The organism is Thermonema lapsum (assembly GCF_011761635.1).
Classification (GTDB): domain Bacteria; phylum Bacteroidota; class Bacteroidia; order Cytophagales; family Thermonemataceae; genus Thermonema; species Thermonema lapsum.
Genome location: NZ_JAASRN010000007.1, coordinates 1 through 15371, shown reverse-complemented (window position 1 = coordinate 15371; position 15371 = coordinate 1). Strand labels below are relative to the sequence as shown.

17 protein-coding genes are annotated in these 15371 nt (G+C 47.9%); 8 read left to right on the top strand and 9 right to left on the bottom strand.

Annotation, left to right across the window (positions count from 1 at the left end; genetic code table 11):
• Nucleotides 1-47: 47 nt before the first annotated feature.
• From FHS56_RS11315 to FHS56_RS11305, 3 genes are all read right to left on the bottom strand, one after another.
• Nucleotides 48-653, bottom strand: coding sequence for a superoxide dismutase (locus FHS56_RS11315; protein WP_166920906.1), 606 nt, complete (start codon nucleotides 651-653; stop codon nucleotides 48-50).
• A gap of 76 nt (nucleotides 654-729) precedes the next feature.
• The gene (locus FHS56_RS11310; RefSeq protein ID WP_166920904.1) at nucleotides 730-1170 is read right to left on the bottom strand and encodes a nucleoside deaminase; all 441 of its coding nucleotides are present in this window, start codon (nucleotides 1168-1170) and stop codon (nucleotides 730-732) included.
• Nucleotides 1167-1820 carry a hypothetical protein gene (locus tag FHS56_RS11305; protein ID WP_166920903.1) on the bottom strand — a complete coding sequence of 218 codons (654 nt, stop codon included), beginning with the start codon at nucleotides 1818-1820 and terminating at the stop codon, nucleotides 1167-1169. The genes FHS56_RS11310 and FHS56_RS11305 overlap by 4 nt, the downstream gene beginning before the upstream one ends.
• 165 nt (nucleotides 1821-1985) lie before the next feature.
• Here FHS56_RS11305 and FHS56_RS11300 point away from each other — a divergent pair, with 165 nt between their 5' ends.
• Entirely contained in the window at nucleotides 1986-3314 is a 1329-nt protein-coding gene (locus tag FHS56_RS11300; protein ID WP_166920901.1) for a UDP-glucose dehydrogenase family protein, read from the top strand.
• A gap of 69 nt (nucleotides 3315-3383) precedes the next feature.
• Nucleotides 3384-4337 carry a UDP-glucuronic acid decarboxylase family protein gene (locus FHS56_RS11295; protein ID WP_166920899.1) on the top strand — a complete coding sequence of 318 codons (954 nt, stop codon included), beginning with the start codon at nucleotides 3384-3386 and terminating at the stop codon, nucleotides 4335-4337.
• A gap of 59 nt (nucleotides 4338-4396) precedes the next feature.
• Here the strand turns inward: FHS56_RS11295 and FHS56_RS11290 are convergent, their stop codons facing one another.
• The 5 genes from FHS56_RS11290 to serA form a co-directional block, all read right to left on the bottom strand.
• Complete coding sequence (locus FHS56_RS11290) at nucleotides 4397-4693, bottom strand: FtsB family cell division protein (protein ID WP_166920897.1); 297 nt, start codon at nucleotides 4691-4693, stop codon at nucleotides 4397-4399.
• Nucleotides 4694-4808: 115 nt separating this feature from the next.
• A complete protein-coding gene (gene atpC / locus FHS56_RS11285; RefSeq protein ID WP_166920973.1) occupies nucleotides 4809-5060 on the bottom strand; it encodes an ATP synthase F1 subunit epsilon in 252 nt (83 codons plus the stop codon).
• Between the two features lie 78 nt (nucleotides 5061-5138).
• The gene (gene atpD / locus FHS56_RS11280) at nucleotides 5139-6650 is read right to left on the bottom strand and encodes a F0F1 ATP synthase subunit beta (protein ID WP_166920895.1); all 1512 of its coding nucleotides are present in this window, start codon (nucleotides 6648-6650) and stop codon (nucleotides 5139-5141) included.
• A gap of 423 nt (nucleotides 6651-7073) precedes the next feature.
• A complete protein-coding gene (locus FHS56_RS11275) occupies nucleotides 7074-7847 on the bottom strand; it encodes an adenosylcobinamide-GDP ribazoletransferase (RefSeq protein ID WP_166920893.1) in 774 nt (257 codons plus the stop codon).
• A gap of 28 nt (nucleotides 7848-7875) precedes the next feature.
• Nucleotides 7876-9759 carry a phosphoglycerate dehydrogenase gene (gene serA / locus FHS56_RS11270; RefSeq protein WP_166920891.1) on the bottom strand — a complete coding sequence of 628 codons (1884 nt, stop codon included), beginning with the start codon at nucleotides 9757-9759 and terminating at the stop codon, nucleotides 7876-7878.
• Nucleotides 9760-9861: 102 nt separating this feature from the next.
• Here serA and FHS56_RS11265 point away from each other — a divergent pair, with 102 nt between their 5' ends.
• The 4 genes from FHS56_RS11265 to FHS56_RS11250 all read left to right on the top strand — a co-directional run bounded on the left by FHS56_RS11265 (nucleotide 9862) and on the right by FHS56_RS11250 (nucleotide 12082).
• Nucleotides 9862-10455: an acyl carrier protein phosphodiesterase gene (locus tag FHS56_RS11265; RefSeq protein ID WP_166920889.1), complete on the top strand. Its 594-nt coding sequence runs from the start codon at nucleotides 9862-9864 to the stop codon at nucleotides 10453-10455.
• Complete coding sequence (locus FHS56_RS11260) at nucleotides 10428-11231, top strand: SGNH/GDSL hydrolase family protein (protein WP_166920887.1); 804 nt, start codon at nucleotides 10428-10430, stop codon at nucleotides 11229-11231. The genes FHS56_RS11265 and FHS56_RS11260 overlap by 28 nt, the downstream gene beginning before the upstream one ends.
• Before the next feature lie 62 nt (nucleotides 11232-11293).
• Nucleotides 11294-11506: a hypothetical protein gene (locus FHS56_RS11255; RefSeq protein WP_166920885.1), complete on the top strand. Its 213-nt coding sequence runs from the start codon at nucleotides 11294-11296 to the stop codon at nucleotides 11504-11506.
• A gap of 51 nt (nucleotides 11507-11557) precedes the next feature.
• Complete coding sequence (locus tag FHS56_RS11250; RefSeq protein WP_166920883.1) at nucleotides 11558-12082, top strand: Fur family transcriptional regulator; 525 nt, start codon at nucleotides 11558-11560, stop codon at nucleotides 12080-12082.
• Here the strand turns inward: FHS56_RS11250 and FHS56_RS12075 are convergent.
• Nucleotides 12079-12435 (bottom strand): 2OG-Fe(II) oxygenase, encoded by a 357-nt coding sequence (locus FHS56_RS12075; protein ID WP_394352669.1) that lies wholly within the window; start codon nucleotides 12433-12435, stop codon nucleotides 12079-12081. The genes FHS56_RS11250 and FHS56_RS12075 overlap by 4 nt on opposite strands.
• 366 nt (nucleotides 12436-12801) lie before the next feature.
• On the opposite strand from FHS56_RS12075, the gene pfkA reads away from it, so the two are divergent.
• Both pfkA and rocD read left to right on the top strand, forming a co-directional pair.
• Nucleotides 12802-13776: a 6-phosphofructokinase gene (pfkA, locus tag FHS56_RS11240; protein ID WP_166920879.1), complete on the top strand. Its 975-nt coding sequence runs from the start codon at nucleotides 12802-12804 to the stop codon at nucleotides 13774-13776.
• Between the two features lie 101 nt (nucleotides 13777-13877).
• Entirely contained in the window at nucleotides 13878-15152 is a 1275-nt protein-coding gene (gene rocD, locus FHS56_RS11235; RefSeq protein WP_208409683.1) for an ornithine--oxo-acid transaminase, read from the top strand.
• The last annotated feature ends 219 nt before the right edge of the window (nucleotides 15153-15371 follow it).

The following is a 15371-nucleotide window of genomic DNA, read 5'->3' as shown; positions in this document are numbered from 1 at the left end:
GTGAAATACCCGCACGCCTCTTTTTTGTTTTCTCTTAAGCAAGAAGCTTAGCGAATAGCCAGCTCATAGAGTTCGTTCACCTTCTCCCAGTTAATCACATTGTAAAATGCCTCGATGTATTCCGGACGGCGGTTTTGGTATTTCAAATAGTAGGCATGCTCCCATACGTCGATACCTAAAACAGGCACTCCTTGCACCGATGCCACGTCCATCAGCGGGTTGTCTTGGTTGGGCGTTTGAGTAATCAACAACTCTCCATCTTTTACGATGAGCCATGCCCAACCCGAGCCAAATACGCCAGCAGCTGCTTGACTAAATTCTGCCTTGAAGGCATCGAAATTGCCCCACTTTTTCTTGATGGCTTCTACCACATTCCCTTTCAGCTCGCCTCCTTTTGGGCTCATAATTTGCCAATAAAGGTTGTGGTTGTAAAAGCCACCTCCATTGTTGCGAACAACTGCCGGATGTTTGCTTACATTTTTGAAAATATCTTCAATGCTCATGCCTTCTAAAGCAGTGCCTTTTACTGCATCATTCAGCTTGGCGGTATAACCTGCATGGTGCTTGATGTAATGCAGGTTCATGGTTTGCGCATCGATATAGGGCTCAAGAGCATCTTCTGCGTAAGGGAGTTTTATTTGTTCGAATGCCATAGTTTATGTTGTTTTTTGTTTAACATGCAAGTTTTGAATAGTGAGTTGTCCATAAATATAACAAGCTTTTTTTGATTTAGTTTCTCAGCTTTTTAAAAAAGCTTTTGAGCAGCGCCGCTGCCTCTGCTTCCAAAACACCTGCTTTTACTTGGGTTTTGGGGTGCAAAATAGAGGGTTGATGCCTGCTGTAGCCCCGCTTTTCGTCGGAAGCAGCAAAAACCAAGCGCCCCAGTTGCGCCCATGCCAAAGCGCCGGCACACATCACGCAAGGCTCCAAAGTGACATACAGCGTACAATCAGGCAAGTACTTCCCTCCCAGTGCCTGTGTTGCCGCCGTCACACAAAGGATTTCGGCATGCGCCGTAACATCTAAAAAACGCTCAGTTTGATTGTGCGCTTTGGCAATGATTTTTTGCTCATGAACCAAAACAGCGCCCACAGGAATTTCGCCTTGTTCGTAGGCTTTTTGAGCTTCTTGCAAGGCTATCCGCATGAAATAGGCATCATCGAGTATCATCGGCTTACAGGCTGAGCAGATGGCACATCCGGAAGCGGTGTTTGCTCTTTTGGCAATTGTATGTTTTTCAGCTTCACCGAATGCATGATTTTGTCGGCTACAGGCTGCCAAAGTGCTTTATCCTGAATGGGGGCATTGAAGTTAAATACCACAATACGGTTATCTACCACCGTGTACATCATGTAGTAATAGCGCTTCACCGGGGGCTTGGTTACCCCAATAGCAGACTTTTCGCCTGCTTCATCGGCAAGGATGGCGTCAAACTCCAAAATTACATAGGTACGGTGCTTGATTTTTTCCACCGCTTCTTTATGAAAATGAATTTGAGTGTAAAGAGCTGCCAGCGTAGCTTTGTAGATGTCTTTCAGCAAGGGAATATCCTCTTGGGGCCAATACTTTTCTGTAATATTTACCCCCAAGTCTATATTGCCGTAGGGGTCGGAAAGCATCACGGTGGGCTTACGGAAGTAGGCATACTTCTGCGCCAAAAAGTCATCAGACATTGGCTGAAAGTCCACCGGCACCAACATGCTTATACCCGGTGTAAGCTGCCGCCGTTTGAGCTTGATGCTGCTTTGTGCCTGCCCACCAAAGGCAAAGCAGCTCAAAGCGAAGATGGCAACTACTACCCACAGTTGTCTTAAAATCATAGCTGTTGTTTTTTGCTTTACAAAGATACAAAACCTCTTTTATCCTGCGGAAGGGCATAAAATTTGATGCACACTCCCAAAAAACATATTTTTGTGTTCTATCATATATTTGTGTTCCATTGATTTCCAGCCAAAAGTTCAATTATTTTTAACCCCCATATTCATATGAAAATAGCAGTTATAGGTACCGGTTACGTTGGCTTGGTTACAGGCACTTGTTTTGCCGAGACAGGAAATACCGTCACCTGCGTCGATATAGACGAAGAGAAAGTAAAGAAACTACAGAGTGGTATAGTTACCATCTACGAACCGGGCTTGGAAGTTCTTTTTGAACGCAACATTCAACAAGGGCGTCTGAGGTTTACCACCGACTTAGCCGAAGGTGTTAAAGGCGCCAAGGTCATTTTTTTGGCACTGCCTACCCCACCCGACGAAGACGGCTCTGCCGACCTGAAATACATCCTTCAAGTAGCCGAGCAGTTGGGTCCTCTGTTGGAAGATTACACTGTGGTAGTAGATAAAAGCACCGTGCCGGTAGGCACTGCCGAGCTGGTGCACGAACGCATTGCCCGCAATGCCAAAGTGGAATTCGATGTGGTCTCCAACCCCGAATTCCTGCGCGAAGGGGTGGCTGTAGAGGATTTCATGAAGCCGGAGCGGGTAGTAGTAGGTACCCGTTCGGAGCGTGCTCGCAAAATAATGGAACAGCTTTATGCACCTATGGTGCGCCAAGGCAACCCCATTCTGTTCATGGATGAACGCTCGGCTGAAATGACCAAATATGCCGCCAATGCTTTCTTGGCAACCAAAATCACCTTCATGAACGAGATAGCCAATCTGTGCGAGCGCGTAGGTGCCAATGTAGATGAGGTGCGCCGTGGCATAGGCACCGACTCCCGCATAGGCAAACGTTTTCTTTTTGCTGGCATTGGCTATGGTGGCAGCTGTTTTCCCAAAGACGTACAGGCATTGGCAAAAACAGCAGAAGAAAACGGCTATAACTTCCGCATATTGAAAGCGGTCATGCAGGTCAATCAAGAGCAAAAAACAAAGCTTATCCCTGCCCTAAAAGAGTTTTTCGGGGGCAGCCTGCAAGGCAAGCGCATTGCCATCTGGGGCTTATCCTTCAAACCCTACACCGATGACGTTCGCGAAGCTCCTTCCTTAGAGAATATAAAAGTACTCTTGAACGAAGGCGCCATAGTGAAAGCCTATGACCCCGAAGCCATGGAGAATGTGAAAAAAATACTCGGCAACCAAATAGAATATGCTGAAAGTCCTTATGGAGCTTTGGTTAATGCCGATGCCCTCATGATTATGACCGAGTGGCCCGTATTCCGCACGCCCGACTTCGAGGTAGTAGAACAGCTGCTCAAAAACAAAGCCATTTTCGACGGGCGCAATCTGTATGAACCCCGTCAAATGGCAGAGCTGGGCTTCCACTATGTGAGCATAGGCAGAATGAAAGTTGCTCAGCCGGAAATTCAAGCATAAGCAGCTTGCAGGCGCCGACAAAACCAGCGGTGCCTACTCTTTTTTATCACCGCAAATCCTCAAAATATCATGAAAAAACGCGTATTGATTACAGGCGCTGCCGGCTTTTTGGGTTCTCACCTCTGCGACCGCTTCCTTGCCGAAGGCTTTCATGTCATAGGCATGGACAACCTGCTTACCGGCAACTTGGAAAACATAGAACACCTATTCCCCAATCCCGATTTTGAGTTTTATCATCACGACGTGTCGAAGTTTGTGCATGTGCCCGGCGAGCTGCACTATATCCTGCACTTTGCTTCGCCTGCAAGCCCTATTGACTATTTGAAGCTGCCCATCCAAACCCTCAAAGTGGGCGCCATGGGCACACACAACCTGTTGGGGTTGGCAAAAGCCAAAAAAGCCCGCATTTTAGTGGCTTCCACTTCTGAAGTGTATGGCGACCCGGAAGTGCACCCGCAACCCGAAGAATATTGGGGACATGTAAACCCCATCGGACCGCGTGGCGTGTACGACGAAGCCAAACGTTACCAAGAAGCCATCACCATGGCATATCATCGTGTGCACGGTCTGGAAACCCGCATCGTGCGCATATTCAACACCTATGGTCCCCGCATGCGCATGGATGACGGACGCGTATTGCCCGCTTTTATGAGTCAGGCATTGCGTGGCGAAGACCTTACAGTCTTTGGCGACGGCTCACAAACCCGCTCGTTCTGTTATGTCGATGATTTGATTGAGGGCATATTCCGTTTGTTGATGTCGGACTACCCCTACCCCATGAACATAGGCAATCCCGAAGAAATCACCATCAAAGAATTTGCTGAGGAAATCATTCGCTTGACGGGCAGCCGTTCCAAAATCAGCTATCGCCCGCTTCCGCAAGACGACCCCAAGCAACGCCGCCCCGATATCAGCAAAGCACGAAAAATATTGGGTTGGGAGCCCAAAGTGAGTCGCTCGGAAGGCTTGCGCTGCACGCTTGAGTACTTCAAAGCCAAACTACAGCCTACACAAGTTTCATAAAAAAAGAAAAGCACACACACTAACCAAGGCAAGCCTCTTGTCGTAAGGGGGCTTGCTTTTTATTCCTTCTCCGATTGCAAAATAAAGACATCCTCTTGCGAGCGATGCATATAATACTTTTCTCTGGCAAATTTTTCTAACAAAGCAGGGTCATTTTCCAAAGCCCTGCGCTCCTCTTTGATGAGCTCTATGGCTTCCAAGTAATATTGGCGTTGCTGCTGCAAACGCTCTATTTCACGTTTGCGTTTCCATTGCGTAATCAGGTCGTTGCTGTCAAAAAAGAGCATCCAAAGGGCAAAGATACCCCCCACAAGCACATAGAAATTCCCGACCAGTGTAAGCAAGCGGCGCCGCATAACCTATGTTTTTTAAAGATGAAAAGAAAGATACACATAGTTGACAAATGAAAAAGGTGCCACCCCTTGGCGGGATGACACTTCAAAAGCATATATCTCCTATGAAAGACAAAGCTTAGGCTTCTTCCAAAATACGTTCAACCAACACACGCACTTTGTTTTGTGCAACCTCCACCACACCACCTTCCACCAAGAAGGCTACTTCCTTCGAGGCAATACGATAACGTACTTCTCCTTTACCCAAAGTAGAGATAATAGGTGCGTGGTTTTTCAGTACTTGGAAAGCCCCCTTGGTGCCGGGCACAAATACAGTGTCCACTTCACCCGAAAAAACGGCTTTGTCAGGAGTGATAATTTCTAAGTGCAACATAGGGCTTTATTTTTGAAAAGCCGGGCTACCCGCTTTGCTTTCAGTCGGCAGCCGGCTTCTGATGGTTTACAATCCTTATTTTTTCTTAGCTTCTGCCAGCATTCTTTCACCGGCTTCGATAGCCTGCTCAATGGTACCTTTCAAGTTAAAGGCAGCCTCAGGCAGGTGGTCCAACTCACCGTTCAGAATCATCTTGAAGCCTTTGATGGTATCTTTGATATCCACGAATTCGCCCGGAATACCAGTAAACTGCTCGGCTACGTGGAAAGGCTGAGACAAGAAGCGTTGCACCCGACGGGCACGATGTACTACCAACTTGTCTTCTTCCGACAATTCGTCCATACCCAAGATGGCGATGATGTCTTGCAACTCTTTGTAGCGCTGCAGAATTTCTTTCACGCGCTGGGCTGTCTCGTAGTGTTCTTCACCTACAATTTCGGGGGTTAAGATACGAGAGGTTGAATCCAGCGGGTCCACAGCCGGATAAATCCCCAGCTCAGCAATTTTACGCGACAATACGGTAGTAGCATCCAAGTGGGTAAAGGTAGTAGCTGGTGCGGGGTCGGTCAAGTCGTCGGCTGGCACATATACCGCCTGTACCGAAGTAATAGAGCCACGCTTGGTAGAAGTGATACGCTCCTGCATGGCACCCATCTCAGTAGCCAAAGTAGGCTGATACCCCACAGCCGAGGGCATACGTCCCAAAAGGGCTGATACTTCCGAACCTGCTTGGGTAAAACGGAAGATATTGTCGATGAAGAAGAGGATATCGTTTCCTTTGCCTTCGCCTTCACCATCACGGAAGTATTCGGCTATAGCCAGACCAGAAAGAGCAACACGTGCACGGGCTCCGGGAGGCTCGTTCATCTGACCGAATACCAAAGTAGCCTGAGACTTAGCCAGCTCGGCTTTATCTACTTTGCTGAGGTCCCATCCGCCTTTTTCCATATCCTTCAAGAAAGCTTCGCCATAGCGGATAACACCGGACTCGAGCATTTCGCGCAACAGGTCGTTGCCTTCACGAGTACGCTCACCTACACCAGCAAATACCGACATACCGGAGTATGCCTTAGCAATGTTGTTGATGAGCTCCATAATCAATACGGTCTTGCCCACACCAGCACCACCGAAGAGCCCTGTTTTACCCCCTTTTACGTAGGGTTCGAGCAGGTCAATCACCTTAATACCTGTGTAGAGGACTTCGGTAGAAGTAGCCAAGTCTTCGTATTTGGGCGCCGGAGTGTGGATAGAGCGTCCTTTTTTAGTTTGAGGCTGCTCGATGCCATCGATGGCTTCACCCACTACATTGAACAAACGACCACGTACTTCTTGCCCCACAGGCATTTGGATGGGAGCCCCCAAGTCAATGACTTCCATGCCACGCTGCAGACCATCGGTACTATCCATGGCGATGGTACGTACACGGTCTTCACCCAAATGCTGCTGACACTCTAAAATTACTTTCTGCCCATTCGGCTTGGTTACTTCCAAAGCATTGAGAATATCAGGCAGTTTAGAGCCCTCAGCCGAGAAGCTCACGTCCACAACAGGACCAATGATTTGAACTATTGTACCTTTATTTGCCATTGCTTGCTAAAATTATAGCTATGATTAAAATTTGAATCCCTTAGGTATTCGCAGGGCAAATTTAGGTGAATAATTAGTTATTGCAAAAAATATTGAGCAATAAGTAGTTAAACTACAAGAAAAGGGCATAAAAACGAGGTTCGCCTTGCAGAGAACTCCAACTGTTTGAGCACTTAAGCAAAGCTCATAACAGTCTTACACCCAAAAACAAAATGCTGCCCCGACAACACGACACTGACTGTCATTTCCAACGCAATGCAGCGTAGTGCGAAGTCTCAAATTACCAAATAAGGAAGAAACAGAAATTTCTCGCTTACGCTCGAAATGAATAGCAAAGAAGGAAAAGCTGAAAGCGAAAGGCGCCAGATTTGTTTTTAGGTTGTGCTTCTAAAAAGAAAGACAAACCTCCGTTTTACCACGTATTTATATCACAGTGGTAATATGCAGGTAAAGTAAAAAACAAAGCAGAGCAACACATTCGCCCACTTGCTGAATAGCGCCCAAACAATCACCGGTATAGCCGCCTATTTTAGCTTTGAAATAGTGATACATGCGCTTTTGGACAAGATAAAGCAGCGCTATGGCAAGCAGGGCAACATAGCCCACAGCCAAGACAGCCACGACAAAGGCTATGGCACAAGCAACATAAAAGCTTTGCCTGCTCAGTCCTTTGGCTACAGGTCTTAGCTTGCTGGTAGCATCTGAACGGGCATAAAGCCCTTCTTTGATGGTACAGACGGCTGCCCAACGGCTAAGTACAGAAGCAGCCAACACGCCTGCAACAAAAAACCATACGCCTTGTTTCAACAGATGTCCCCACATAAGCCAACGCAAGGACAATGCGCCCCACAAGCCCACGGCTCCATAGGTACCCAAGCGGCTGTCTTTCATGATGTCGAGGATTTGCTGAGCCTGCCACCCACCCCCGAAACCGTCGCACACATCTGCCAAACCATCTTCATGAAAAGCTCCTGTAATCCATACCGAAGCCAAAAGGGCAAACAGGGCGGCTACATCGGCGTGTCCGCTTAAAAGATAAAGCACTACCCCCGCCATGGTGCTCAACAATGCTACCACAGCCCCCACCAAGGGAAAATAGCGAGTAGCTTCATTCAGCAAAGTGGGCTCATGACTCGTCATGTGTTGGGGCACTGGCAAACGGCTGTAAAACATCTGTGCTACCCAATAGAGCCTCAATTCCTGCCGAAATTTGTTTTGCAACCTCTTAATAAAGCACACGGAAACGGATGGTTTGCGGGATGCTCTTCAGCTCGTTGATGAGTGCTTGGTTGTAGTCCTTGTCTATATCGGTGATTACATAGCCTATTTGCTCGTTGGTTTTCAGATACTGCCCCAAAATATTGGCTTCATGCTTAGCCAACAGGCTGTTGATTTGTGCCAAAATACCCGGCACATTATGATGAATATGCAACAGACGATGGGCTTGTTGTTGTGCCGGCAATTGTAGGTTGGGCAGGTTCACACTGCCATAGGTAGTGCCCCTATTGATGTAATCGATAATTTTAGCTGGCACAAAGTTGCCTATATTCTCTTGCGCTTCTTGGGTGCTGCCTCCTATGTGAGGGGTCAAAATCACATTAGGGAGCCCTTGCAATACAGATTCAAAAGGTTCTTCGTTGGATTTGGGCTCTTCGGGGAACACATCTACTGCTGCCCCACGCAACTTGCCACTACGTATGGCATCGGCTAAGGCATTGACATCGACCACAAAACCACGGCTCAAGTTCAACAAAATAGCTCCATCTTTCATTTTGGCAATTGCTGCCGCATCTATCATATTTCGGTTTTCGGGGCGCCCATCCACATGCAAACTCACGACGTCAGCAATAGCCAGCAGCTCGTCCAAGCTGCTACATGCTTTGGAATTGCCCAATGGCAATTTATCCACGATGTCGAAGAAGTACACCTCCATTCCCAAGGCTTCGGCAAGTACCGACAACTGCGCGCCTATATTGCCATAACCGACAATACCCAGTTTTTTTCCCCGTATTTCATGACTGTTTTTGGCAGACTTCATCCAACGCCCGGCATGTGCGGCTTTGTTCTTATCGGGAATGCCCCGCATCAGCATAATCATTTCGCCAATAGCCAGCTCCACCACACTGCGGGTATTGCTGTAGGGGGCATTGAAAACAGCGATGCCCCGCTTGGTGCAATAGTCCAAATCTATTTGGTTGGTGCCTATACAAAAAGCACCTACGGCTATCAAACGTTTGGCATGAGCCAACACACGGTCTGTCAGCTGTGTTTTGGAACGAATCCCCAAAATAGACACCTCGCCGATTCGCTGCTTGAGTTCTTCCTCGTCGAGGGCGGTCGTCAGATGTTCTACTTGGTAGCCCTCTTCCTGAAAAATTTTGACAGCCACCGGATGCACCCCCTCCAGCAGCAACACTTTGATACGGTTTTTGGGATATGAAAATCTCATGGGCAATTTATGTCTGTATAAAAATTCATCTAAGGAAGGCAAAACAGCATCGGCATAAGAGAACACCTTTTGGCGGTGCACATTCTCGGCAAAAGCATAAAAAGCATTTGCCAAACCAGCAGCTTTTATTTCATAGTCAGTATAGCCGTCGCCTATGACATATATCTCCTCGTCGGGCAGCTGCCACGACTGCAGCAACTTGACTTTCCCTTGGTCATGCGCTAAGGGTATGCTTTCATCGTAGCCAATGACATAGCCCTCCGAGTCGAAAAGGAAGCGATTGGCAAACACTTGTTCAGGTGCGATGCCCAACATGGCAACTACTGGTTCTATAAACTCCCGGAAACCACTGGATATAATGCGGATATTGGCAGCATACTCTTGAAAAAAACGTTCATTGCGCCGAAAAGAGGGACTGATTTCTTCTTTCAGACGCTCCACCAAGCGTTCAATATGACGACGGTGCGGGCGTATGAGCGAAAGGCGCTCCTTCAAAGAAGCAGAAAAAGAAAGTTCGCCATTCATGCCCAGCTCGGTAATTCGACGCACAAGCTGCAGGCGCTCTTCGCGCGCCGGATGCTCCTGCAGGGCTATTTCGGCAAGCAGGTCTAAACCTTCCACGCGGGTGAAAGTACTGTCGAAATCAATGATGACGAGCATAAAGCAAAAGTGTTAGCGAATATTCGCTAATCAACAAAATCTGTCCTTGATATGCAAAAAATAATGCGTATCTTTTTCGAGCTCACACCGACAAAACAACTTATGAACTACTTAGCCCACTGTGTACTTTCAGGTGAGGAAGAAGCGGTGCTGTTCGGTAATTTTATTGCTGACAGTGTACGCGGCAAAGAAGCGTTGAACTATCCTCCGCTTATCTTGCGAGGCATTCGGCTGCACCATGCCATTGACACCTACACCGACGCCCACCCACTGGTGCGTCATAGTAAATCATTGCTTTGGGCTACCCAAAAACATTATGCCGCCGTCATCGTGGACTTGGTGTACGACCACTTCTTGGCAGCCCAATTCGAGCAATGGTTCGGTTGCTCGCTGTGGCACTACACCCAAGAGGTTTACCGTATTGTGGATGCCTTTGCCAGTTACATGCCACCTCGTGTGCAGCGCTTTTATCCTTACATGAAAAAACAAAATTGGTTATACGAATATAGACGGCGGGAAGGCTTGCAACGGGCATTGGAAGGTATTGGAAGGCGCAGCCGCCATGCCAACCGTTTGGCAGTAGCCATGCGAGACATAGAACAACACTACGAAACTTTACAAGATGATTTTTCTTCTTTTTTTCCTGAAATTCAGCGTTTTAGCAGACAATGGCTCGCATATCAATCTACACAATAATCGTCATCTGGTGCTTGCTTTTTTACCCAGTAGGCTGCTCTCCGGACAAAACAGGTGCAGGCAAGCAAAATGGCTCATCAGCAACGGAAAGTCCCCAATGGCAGGCATTCCACCCCTATGGGAGCTTTGCACCCGATAGCTTGCATGGTATCAACCGCGCTTTGCGAAAGATGATAGCAGGCGACAGTGTGCGCATTGTGTGCTGGGGCAACAGCATTACTTATGGTTTTCGACCCTCCTCCCCCAATCAAGCATTTTTACCCTATCCACAAGAGCTACAGCGTCTTTGGCAGAAGCGCTATCGCAATCCTTTCATCGAAGTAATCAATCTGGGGCATCCCGGCTGGCGCAGCGAACAGGCGCTGGCACATATCGACGAGGTGCTTCAAATGCAACCGGCAGTTTGCTTTGTCCATTTCGGTATCAACGATGCAGTCAGCAACTACCCTTTTTCTGAGTATGCTCATTATCTTGAAAGCATAGCCAGAAAGCTGCAGCAAGCCGGGATTGAGGTGGTGTTTCTTACGCCCACCCCCATTTTGCAATATGCACCCGAGCGTGTAAACGCCTACGCGCAACAGTTGCCCGCTTGGTGTGCCCAGCGCGGTTTTGCCTGCATAGACGTGCACGCGGCTTTCCGGGCGCGTATGCAAAGAGAAGGTTTGCCAATAAACAAAGTGCTGCCCGACGGCATCCACCCCGATGCCCCCTATTACCGGTGGGTAGCAGATGCCATCATGGCATGGTGGGTATCTTTGCCATTACCGATTAGATAAGTAAAATTTGTACCTTGGGTTTTTGTATGGCTTTACATCAGTTCACTAAATGAATGCCCTGTATGTTTCTATTTGAGTTTCACTTGCCGCTAAGCGAAGCGATGTCTGTGTTTACCCTTATGATGCTTATCGTTTTGCTTGCCCCCATGATATTCAAACGCTTGGGGTTGCCGGGTATGGTGGTTCATACTCACAGAGGCAACCCAGTGAGCACACGCATCATCACCAAACGTCCCCTTCGCAGCCTTGATGAAGCACAAATGCGGAGAAATTGACTTTTATTTTCTATATTTTTGTTCTTTTAAAAGAACCCAAAACCAACAGATATGGGCAAAATAAAACCAACGGCAGAAGAGCAGCACAGAAAACAACAAATTATTGAGGAGGTGAAAAAGATTTTTCGTGCCTACCTTGAAAATAAACAGCTGCGCAAGACTCCCGAGCGCTTTGCCATTCTGGAAGAAATTTATTCGCGAAACGGACACTTCGATGTGGAGTCGCTCTATATCAGCATGAAAAACAAGCAATACCGCGTAAGCCGCGCCACGGTGTACAATACACTCGATTTGCTCGAACAATGTGATTTGGTTATCAAACATCAATTTGGGCAGCAGACGGCGCAGTATGAGCGAGCCTATGGTTACAAACAGCACGACCACCTTATTTGCACCGACTGCCACCGTGTGCTTGAGTTCTGCGACCCACGCATTCAACAAATCCAAGATATGGTAGGCAAAATCATGCAGTTCGATATCTTGCACCATTCGTTGATACTGTACGGGCGCTGCAACAAAGAAAACTGCGAATACAGAAAGGAAGTGCTCGCACCGGAAAACAAAACGGAGGCTTAGCCTGCCAAAAAACGTTCTTCCATGGGGAGGCAAGAGAACCAACCGGTCAGGCTTTTGCGTGTGCGTTGTGTAGGCAACACCTCGTGCCACACCTCTGCACTCTGCATAAGCACGGCGCGCCCAAGCAAAGGCAACACATCCACGTAACTCCCATCGGGCTCGTAAATCCTCAATGCGCCCCCATCTTGCTCTTGCCAGTGCTCGTTCAAATATAAGATAAGCGTTATTTGACGGTAAGAAGTCCTTTCGAATTGGTCTAAATGCTTTTTGTAAAAAGCACCGGGTGGGTACACCGCTATGTGCCCCTCATAGTAGTTGAGCGGCAGAAAGAAAGCACGGCGAAAGCGCTCCATCATGCTATCCACCTGCTGCCAAAAGTACTGAATGACCGGCGCAGGGTCTTTGCGGTCCAACCAATGAATGAAATCGCTGCGTATTTCGCGTATCACTTGCTGCTTTGCCTGCTGCCCTATGGCTGCCTGGTGAAATAAAGCCGAATCACGCCCTTCCCAAGGCACAGCCTCTGCCAATGCTTGCGCAAATTGGGCATCAAAGGCATTCTCTATCAGCACCCAACGCCGGCGGGCTAAGTCGTCAAGTACCTGCTCCTTTTCCCAAAAAGGACGTATCATGACTGTCAGCCATTTGAAAGCGTGCAAATGTAATGCTTTTTTCTTTTCTTATGGGCAACAAAGACTCATGTTCAAACGCATAGACTTATGAAAAAAATAGGTGTTTTTACCTCCGGCGGCGACGCTCCCGGCATGAATGCTGCCATACGGGCAGTGGTACGCACAGCCATCTACAAAGAGGTAGAAGTGGTTGGTATTCTACGAGGCTACAACGGGATGATTGCCGGCAACTTTATCCCCCTGCAATCTCACAGTGTGAGCAACATCATACAGAGAGGCGGAACCATATTAAAATCGGCACGAAGCAAAGAGTTTATGACCTATGAAGGACGTAAAAAGGCATTCGAGCAGCTACAAAAAGCCGGCATCGAAGGGCTCATTGCCATTGGTGGCGACGGTACCTTCACCGGTGCCAAAGTCTTTTATGAAGAGTTTGGCATCCCCACGGTAGGCATTCCCGGCACCATAGACAATGACCTCTACGGCACCGATTACACCATAGGCTACGACACAGCCATTAACACCGCTCTGGATGCCATCGATAAAATACGCGATACTGCCGACTCGCACGACCGTCTTTTTTTCATAGAAGTCATGGGGCGCGACTCAGGATACATCGCCATTGCCTGCGGCATTGCCGGTGGCGCCGAACTGGTAATGGTACCCGAAACCCTCACCACCATAGAAGAGGTAGTGCAAACCATCAACCAAGGATGGAAGCGTTCCAAAACATCTTCGATTGTGGTGGTGGCAGAAGGCGATGAAGAAGGCAATGTACACGAGATTGCGGCAAAAGTAGCTGCCCGCTTGGAAGGTAAATACGACATCAGGGTTTCCACACTGGGACACATACAAAGAGGGGGCTCCCCTACTGCCCGCGACCGCATCCTGGCAAGCCGCTTAGGTGTAGCTGCTGTAGAAGCACTGCTTGCCGGAAAACAAAACATCATGATAGGCGTGGTGAACGATGAAATCACCCATGTGCCTTTCGAAGACGCTATCTACAAAGAAAAACCCATCCGTCAAGAGTTCATAGAGTTGGTACGTATTCTCAGCATTTAGCAACTCTCATGGTTTTTTCTTATTTTTGAACGGCAAAGTACTATTTTAATGAGCAACTTTGCCTCTTTATACCTATCTTTCTTCAAAAAATACAATTCATCATGGCAATACAAACCAAACGCAGCACACAAGAATATCTCGAGCTGGAAGAACGCTATGGCGCTCATAACTACCATCCTATTCCTGTGGTATTGAGCAAAGGCAAGGGGGTTTACGTCTGGGATGTGGAAGGCAAACGCTATTTCGACTTTCTGGCTGCCTACAGTGCCGTCAATCAAGGGCATTGTCATCCTAAAATTGTGCAAACCTTGGTGGAGCAAGCTCAAAAGCTCACACTCACCTCGCGTGCCTTTTACAACGATGCTCTCGGCGAGTATGAACAATTCGTAACTCAATATTTTGGCTTCGACAAAGTACTACCCATGAACACAGGTGCCGAAGCCGTAGAAACAGCCATCAAGTTGTGCCGCAAGTGGGCATATGAAAAAAAAGGCATCGCCGATGGCAAAGCCAAAATCATCGTATGCGAGCGCAACTTCCACGGACGCACTACCACCATCATTTCGTTTTCGTCTGACCCCGACGCAAAAAATCATTTCGGACCTTACACTCCCGGTTTCGTGAGCATACCTTACAATGACCTGGATGCCCTGGAAAAGGCACTTCAAGACCCCGATGTAGCAGGGTTTCTGGTAGAACCCATTCAAGGCGAAGCCGGCGTGTTTGTACCCGACAACGACTACATAGCCAAAGCCGCTGCCCTTTGCCATCAACACAATGTGTTGTTCATTGCCGATGAAATACAAACAGGCATTGCCCGCACAGGTAGCCTGTTGGCAGTATGTGGCAACTGCAGTTGCCAAGGACACTGCGAGCGGCAGGCAGGCACCTATACCCGCCCCGACATCTTGATTCTGGGCAAGGCGCTGTCGGGAGGTGTCTATCCGGTGTCTGCGGTTTTGGCAGATGACCACATCATGGAGGTCATTCGTCCCGGTCAGCATGGCTCTACTTTCGGCGGCAACCCCTTGGCATGCCGTGTGGCTATCAGCGCTTTGGAAGTAGTACGCGACGAAAAGCTGGCACAAAATGCTCGCAAGCAAGGAGAACGCTTCCGTGAACGCATGCGTGCCTTGCAGCAACGCTTCCCCGACAAAATCAAGGAAGTACGCGGGCGCGGCTTGATGAACGCTATTGAAGTATATGAGAAAGAAGGGCGTACAGCATGGGACCTCTGCCTCATACTCAAAGACTTGGGGCTACTTGCCAAACCCACACACGGCAATAAAATTCGTTTTACGCCCCCCTTGGTCATTACCGACGAACAACTCGATGAGGCTTGCAACATCATCGCAAAAGCTTTTGAGCAATTTTGATTTGAATGCAAATGCCCTTTGCTTGCTGTTTTACTTCTTTTTTTCTATCTTAAAGTAGGCAGAGTATTTTGCCTACTTTTTATTTGTTTTGCTCTTCATCTCGAGAACCAGAACTAAATTAGAAGGACTTGCTAACTAAATATAGATTTCATAATTTTGTAGCAAAAAAGTCATGAAGTGTCCAAGATGTAAAAGTAGTGAAAAAGTAAAAAATGGTAA

What these genes read in the sequence shown, in the direction of transcription:
- pfkA (WP_166920879.1), top strand. Translation starts at nt 12,802, where the DNA reads ATGAAAAAAATAGGTGTTTTTACCTCCGGCGGCGACGCTCCCGGCATG.
- FHS56_RS11315 (WP_166920906.1), bottom strand. Translation starts at nt 653, where the DNA reads ATGGCATTCGAACAAATAAAACTCCCTTACGCAGAAGATGCTCTTGAG.
- FHS56_RS11250 (WP_166920883.1), top strand. Translation starts at nt 11,558, where the DNA reads ATGGGCAAAATAAAACCAACGGCAGAAGAGCAGCACAGAAAACAACAA.
- FHS56_RS11295 (WP_166920899.1), top strand. Translation starts at nt 3,384, where the DNA reads ATGAAAAAACGCGTATTGATTACAGGCGCTGCCGGCTTTTTGGGTTCT.
- FHS56_RS11300 (WP_166920901.1), top strand. Translation starts at nt 1,986, where the DNA reads ATGAAAATAGCAGTTATAGGTACCGGTTACGTTGGCTTGGTTACAGGC.
- FHS56_RS12075 (WP_394352669.1), bottom strand. Translation starts at nt 12,435, where the DNA reads ATGGAGCGCTTTCGCCGTGCTTTCTTTCTGCCGCTCAACTACTATGAG.
- FHS56_RS11305 (WP_166920903.1), bottom strand. Translation starts at nt 1,820, where the DNA reads ATGATTTTAAGACAACTGTGGGTAGTAGTTGCCATCTTCGCTTTGAGC.
- serA (WP_166920891.1), bottom strand. Translation starts at nt 9,759, where the DNA reads ATGCTCGTCATCATTGATTTCGACAGTACTTTCACCCGCGTGGAAGGT.
- FHS56_RS11290 (WP_166920897.1), bottom strand. Translation starts at nt 4,693, where the DNA reads ATGCGGCGCCGCTTGCTTACACTGGTCGGGAATTTCTATGTGCTTGTG.
- rocD (WP_208409683.1), top strand. Translation starts at nt 13,878, where the DNA reads ATGGCAATACAAACCAAACGCAGCACACAAGAATATCTCGAGCTGGAA.
- FHS56_RS11265 (WP_166920889.1), top strand. Translation starts at nt 9,862, where the DNA reads ATGAACTACTTAGCCCACTGTGTACTTTCAGGTGAGGAAGAAGCGGTG.
- FHS56_RS11255 (WP_166920885.1), top strand. Translation starts at nt 11,294, where the DNA reads ATGTTTCTATTTGAGTTTCACTTGCCGCTAAGCGAAGCGATGTCTGTG.
- FHS56_RS11260 (WP_166920887.1), top strand. Translation starts at nt 10,428, where the DNA reads ATGGCTCGCATATCAATCTACACAATAATCGTCATCTGGTGCTTGCTT.
- atpD (WP_166920895.1), bottom strand. Translation starts at nt 6,650, where the DNA reads ATGGCAAATAAAGGTACAATAGTTCAAATCATTGGTCCTGTTGTGGAC.
- FHS56_RS11310 (WP_166920904.1), bottom strand. Translation starts at nt 1,170, where the DNA reads ATGATACTCGATGATGCCTATTTCATGCGGATAGCCTTGCAAGAAGCT.